This is a genomic window from Clostridium sp. Marseille-P2415 (genome assembly GCF_900155545.1).
Classification (GTDB): Bacteria; Bacillota; Clostridia; order Lachnospirales; family Lachnospiraceae; genus Lacrimispora.
Window position 1 is genome coordinate 1,799,156 of record NZ_LT732526.1, and the last position, 5,454, is coordinate 1,804,609.

Here is a 5,454-nt window from a genome sequence, read left to right on the forward strand (position 1 = left end):
ATTTTAAACCATAGCGGCAGCTATGTCTATTTCTCATGCCCATTTTTCGAAATTTCCATTACTTTTCTACTCATCTGGATAATATTTACTTATCAAAGTTCACTTTGCCAGCCCTACCGGCATAATCTCTCAAGATTCCGAGAGATTATTTTTATTTTAAATCTAATTTTCTAACCTCTGTTATCATGGGGCACACTATAGCAATGCCAATAATTAAAATACCTGATAGTAAAAACCAATGATTTACACCGATTCTATCAGAAAAGAATCCAGAAAGAATTAATCCAATTGGCATAGCAAGTGACATGATACTCCCAGTCAAAGAAAATACACGTCCTAAATATTCAGGCTTAATTTTCTCCTGAAAAAGAGCTGTTTGCACACCACTATAAAATGGCACCGAAAGCCCCATTGTTGCACAGCAAACTACAAATATAACAAATCCACTTGGAGGAAGTATTCCTGAAACTGCTAAACTGGTCCCCATAATAAAAAATGAACCTGTTATTAGTAATACACGCTTTTCAAAGCTTCCTAATCTTCCTAATAGTAAGCCTCCTACAAGCATTCCAGATGCAAAAGCGATTTCGGTAATTGAAATATGCACAGGTGTTCCATTATAGTATTCCATGCTTATTAAAGGAAATAGTGCATTAATTGGCATATAAACAAAAGTATATATTGTTCCTAAGAGTAATAAGGCAAATAATCCTTTGTTTTGTCTTAGTACGACAATTCCTTCTTTCATTTCTCTTATGAAATTTGGTTTCAAACTTTGCACTTGATCGCCCAGCTTAGGTATACTTACAATGGCTACCGTAATAGATGCAATCACTGCGCCCAATACATCGATAGCAATAATTGCATTTAATTCCCAAACGGAGTATAACAATGCTGCAGCCGCCGGACTAATAATATAGCTTATTGACTGCACAGACTGACTATAACCTGCGCATTTCGTAAGCTGTTCTTCTGGTACTAAAAGTGGCGTAACCGCATTGAGAGCCGGAGAATGAAAAGCCGTTCCAATGCTACGGATAAACAATACTACCATAACCATCCATATAGGTAACTCCGTATACAATGCAACAATAGCTAGCACTGCTCCAGCTGTTGCTATAATTAAATCAGCACCAATCATTATCTTCTTCCTATCATGACGATCCACTAATACACCAATGGCTGGTCCAAAGATCGCATAGGGTAAAAAACCTACTAGTGAAGCCATAGACAAGACCATCGCAGATCCTGTTTTTTCTGTAAGGTAAAAAATAATCGCCATTTGTAGGATGGCACTAGTGATTAAAGATACCGCCTGCCCTGCCCATATAGTATAAAACTTAAGTTTCCAATTTATATATTTTTCCATCTTTATTATCTCCTGCATATTATTTTTGCTTGAATTTCTATTTTAATAGTATTCTAGGCAATAAAAAATGCAGCCCAAAATCCACAATGTGGCTTTGGTCTGCATAACATACAATATGGAAACATTCTTTAAAAAGACATAGTTAAATAAAACTATAGTAAAATAGTTTAAATCTCACCTTAACTAATGAATGCTCAATATCGTATAAATAAGCATAACAAAAAAGCCTATCATCGGGATAGATTCTGCCTTTTTTATTGCCAGCTTATCTTAAACGCATTGATGCTGTCATAGTTTCGGTTCCTCCTAAACTCATATTTGTGTCAACGTTTATTTTAACATAATAAGGTGATATAATCAACGGTTAAAATGGAAAAACCGCCAAAGGGTGTTAGTTCCCTCGATTAGCGGTTGACTCAATATTCTATATCTCTTCGACTATTTGGATTTCATAAAAAAGAGCCTAAAAAAAGGCACATTTTCAAAACTGGAAATGTGCCTTTTTGCCCTTGATTTATCAAGTGTCCCGTCCCTATAAGTTATAATTTAAGCCACAAGCAATCATGCCTGCGGCTTACCGTTTTAGTGGAGATAGTGGGATTCGAACCCATGACCTCTTGAATGCCATTCAAGCGCTCTCCCAGCTGAGCTATACCCCCATGGCAGCTATTATAACAAACCATCAAAAAAAATGCAACCACATATTGCAATTATTAAAAAAAATGTTATAATACTTTCAGAACATTTGCATATAGTTGTCTTCAGGGCAGGGTTTAATTCCCGACCGGCGGTAAAGTCCGCGAGCGTAGAAAGCGCAGAATTGGTGTAATTCCAATACCGACAGTATAGTCTGGATGAAAGAAGATGTGTTAAATAATGATAATACACCTGTTTATTTTTAACACCTGAAAGGCATACTTTCAGGTGTTACTTATTTTTCAGGAGGACTGTATCATGAATATGACAAAGAAAACAAGCAAACTCACTCTTATGGCTATGCTTTGTGCACTGGCCTTTGTATCTGTAGTGGCAATCCGGATTCCATTAATCCCGATGGTCCCTTTCCTTGAATATGAGCCAAAGGATGTTATCATCCTTACCGGAGGATTTCTTTTCGGGCCCATGTCCGCAGCTCTGATCTCCGTCATTGTGTCTTTTGTAGAGATGTTCACCATCAGCAGTACCGGTATCATCGGTCTGATTATGAATATACTCTCAACGGTTGCATTTGTCTGCCCGGCGGCTTATCTTTATAAGAAACACCATTCCATGGCGGGTGCATTAACTGGTATGATTGCCGGTACCCTTCTCATGACCCTCATCATGGTTCTATGGAACTACCTTATCACTCCCATTTACATGGGATATCCACGGGAAGCTGTAGCAGAACTTCTTCTTCCGGCATTTGTTCCCTTTAATCTTTTGAAGGGAGGAATCAACACGGGGCTGACCCTGCTTATTTATAAACCTCTGGTAACTACCTTAAGGAAATCCAATCTTCTGGTTTTTGCTTCAACGGATGCACAGAAAAAGCGAAAATTTAATTTCGGCATGACTCTTACAGCAGCAGTGATCCTCATAACTTGTATCATGGTTATTCTGGTCATGCAGGGGGTTATGTAATCAAGAGCAGACAAATGCCATTCAACTGGTCCTGACCGGTTGAATGGCATAATATTTTTCTCTCCTAGTTTATTGGCAAAACTCCTTCCACCTTTTCAGGCTGTCCTTCCCAAACACATACTCCGGTGTTACCAGGGAATCCTGTATTTCAGAAACATAATACCATGGATTCTCTTCATGAAGTGGGTTTTTCAGGACATGAAACTCCTGGGCAGGCATATATCCCTGAGCCAAAAGGAAACATTGGCTTCCCCCCACATCTTCCGCCACATCCACGACCATGACGCAATGCCCCGGACTTCCTCCATGGATAAATAAATCTCCGGCCAGCATCTGACTACTATCTACAGGACTGCATTCTTTATCAAGGGAAAGCGTACCTGCATAAACCATTACCTGTCTTAAATATTTAATAAAATTGTCTCTGGAGTCATCATAAGCTGCCTTCCGCACCCAGGAAACCTGGTTTCCGTTCAAAGAAAGCCGTTTTCCGGACCTCCACGAAGGATAATCCATGAAAAACCCACTGGTCAGATGAAAGGCAATAGAATCATAAGCTCCAACAGACCAGAGATATTCCCCATACATCCGAATGACGCTATCCGCGCACTGCTGTAAATCACCTTCTACCATGGGCATGAAAAAAACAGCAGCATGAGCGTTCTGATTCTGCTTCTCTCTTCCATCATACAAAAGCACCGGACTTTTATCCGGTTTCATGGAATATTGTCTCAAATATCCCTGCAGGCTTCCCACAGGCTTTTCGACTCTCTGATATCCTTTCGGAGGGCGAAACCGTTCTTCCAGAGTTGTCCCCGAAGGATAAATAATATCTTCCTCTCCAAACCTTTCAGAACCGCTTATTGCATTTGCCTCCTTTTCTCTTTCTTCCAAATAGATCACAGTTTTATCCTTGTCAGGCGCTATTGCATCCGGCACGCTCTCCGGTTCCAGGGTTATACTACTGTCCCGGATACACTTTTCCAACGGCATCGCCACCATGCACAGAATTGCTCCAGTCAGTAGAAAACATATGACTTTATTCATATTCGGCCACCCCATCGTGGTAATCTTCATTTCCGAACTTATTTTCCTTATTGTAACACAGTCTGTTTTCGATTGACAACAGAAATCAGCAGTTGTACGATTTGGTGCAGAGAATAACCATATTCATCACTTCTGAGGAAAATGAGCGGATACGCATTGAAATTACTTATAACAGAAAAGGGATTGATATGGAAAAAACTTTCGCCTGCATGCAAAAAAATCAGATTTATAAAAATTTTGACCATTATAATATATCCAATAGACTAAGTTCATGCTACGAAGACCTGGGGAAAACATTTTTTAATAACATATTTTATCTGAAAACAGCTTAACTGCTGAAATCCCAAAAGATACGGGCCGATATTTCTTTTATCGCCTTTCATACTGGTAGTTCTTGCTTCATCCAAGTATAACATTTCAGATATTGGAACGTATAGTATATGATGTCAGGGCCGGCGTTCAAGAACGCCAGCCCCCAAAATAGTTAACTTAACAAAATGGCATTTAACTGTGCCCCAACGTTCGGAGCGAGTGTCATAGTAAAGGGTATTGCTGAATTGTTTCTTAAAGTTATTACGTCACCTGCGGCAAGAGTTAGCATGGCGGTACCAGAAACTTCTCCTGCTGTGACCAGAGCCGTAATCGGAGTGGACGCATCAACCGTACCATTTACCGCAATAGCTATTGAAGACCCGACACCGAGCGTAATGGTAACGGAATAATCAATCTGGTAAGTTCCAGCTATAGGAACAGTTACAGTAGTAGTCCCGGCCGTGTGTGTTACACCACTTAGAGGACCGTTATTGCTGAACGGGACATCGGCTCCGCCTGCGACCGTAGCGTCCGCGACGGTCGCCAATTCATATACATAGCCAAAGGTTGTTATACCAGCTCCGGTTGGGCCGGTTGGACCCGTATCTCCCGTCGGGCCGGTTGGGCCGGTGTCTCCTGTCGGACCGGTTGGGCCAGTATCTCCTGTCGGGCCGGTTGGGCCAGTATCTCCTGTCGGACCGGTTGGACCCGTATCTCCCGTCGGACCAGTTGGGCCAGTATCTCCTGTCGGGCCGGTTGGACCGGTATCTCCTGTCGGGCCGGTTGGGCCGGTATCTCCCGTTGGGCCGGATGGGCCAGTATCTCCTGTCGGACCGGTTGGGCCGGTGTCTCCCGTTGGACCGGTATCTCCTGTCGGACCGGTTGGGCCGGTATCTCCCGTTGGGCCGGTTGGGCCGGTATCTCCGGTTGGGCCAGTATCTCCTGTCGGACCGGTTGGGCCGGTGTCTCCCGTTGGACCGGTATCTCCTGTCGGACCGGTTGGGCCAGTATCTCCTGTTGGGCCGGTTGGGCCGGTATCTCCTGTCGGGCCGGTTGGGCCAGTATCTCCTGTTGGACCGGTTGGGCCAGTATCTCCTGTCGGG

General features: G+C 42.6%; 4 protein-coding genes, 1 tRNA gene and 1 riboswitch. Of the genes, 1 reads left to right on the forward strand and 4 read right to left on the reverse strand.

The annotated features are described in order from the left end of the window. Positions 1-151: 151 nt before the first annotated feature. Positions 152-1,369 carry a macrolide efflux MFS transporter Mef(A) gene (gene mef(A), locus BQ9856_RS13260; protein ID WP_077611462.1) on the reverse strand — a complete coding sequence of 406 codons (1,218 nt, stop codon included), beginning with the start codon at positions 1,367-1,369 and terminating at the stop codon, positions 152-154. 586 nt (positions 1,370-1,955) lie between these two features. Further along, positions 1,956-2,028, reverse strand: a tRNA-Ala gene (locus tag BQ9856_RS13265). 94 nt (positions 2,029-2,122) lie between these two features. Beyond that, a riboswitch (FMN riboswitch) is annotated at positions 2,123-2,239 on the forward strand. A gap of 84 nt (positions 2,240-2,323) precedes the next feature. On the opposite strand from BQ9856_RS13265, the gene BQ9856_RS13270 reads away from it, so the two are divergent. Further along, on the forward strand, positions 2,324-2,992 hold the full coding sequence (locus BQ9856_RS13270) for an ECF transporter S component (RefSeq protein ID WP_139348696.1): 669 nt from the start codon (positions 2,324-2,326) through the stop codon (positions 2,990-2,992). A 69-nt stretch (positions 2,993-3,061) separates the two neighbouring features. Here the strand turns inward: BQ9856_RS13270 and BQ9856_RS13275 are convergent, their stop codons facing one another. Together BQ9856_RS13275 and BQ9856_RS13285 are read right to left on the reverse strand one after the other, a co-directional pair. Further along, positions 3,062-4,039, reverse strand: coding sequence for a DUF4846 domain-containing protein (locus tag BQ9856_RS13275; protein WP_235839206.1), 978 nt, complete (start codon positions 4,037-4,039; stop codon positions 3,062-3,064). A gap of 484 nt (positions 4,040-4,523) precedes the next feature. After that, positions 4,524-5,454 (reverse strand): BclA C-terminal domain-containing protein (locus tag BQ9856_RS13285; RefSeq protein WP_442855528.1); only part of this gene is annotated, 931 nt, incomplete at its 5' end.

What these genes read in the sequence shown, in the direction of transcription:
- BQ9856_RS13275 (WP_235839206.1), bottom strand. Translation starts at nt 4,039, where the DNA reads ATGAATAAAGTCATATGTTTTCTACTGACTGGAGCAATTCTGTGCATG.
- BQ9856_RS13270 (WP_139348696.1), top strand. Translation starts at nt 2,324, where the DNA reads ATGAATATGACAAAGAAAACAAGCAAACTCACTCTTATGGCTATGCTT.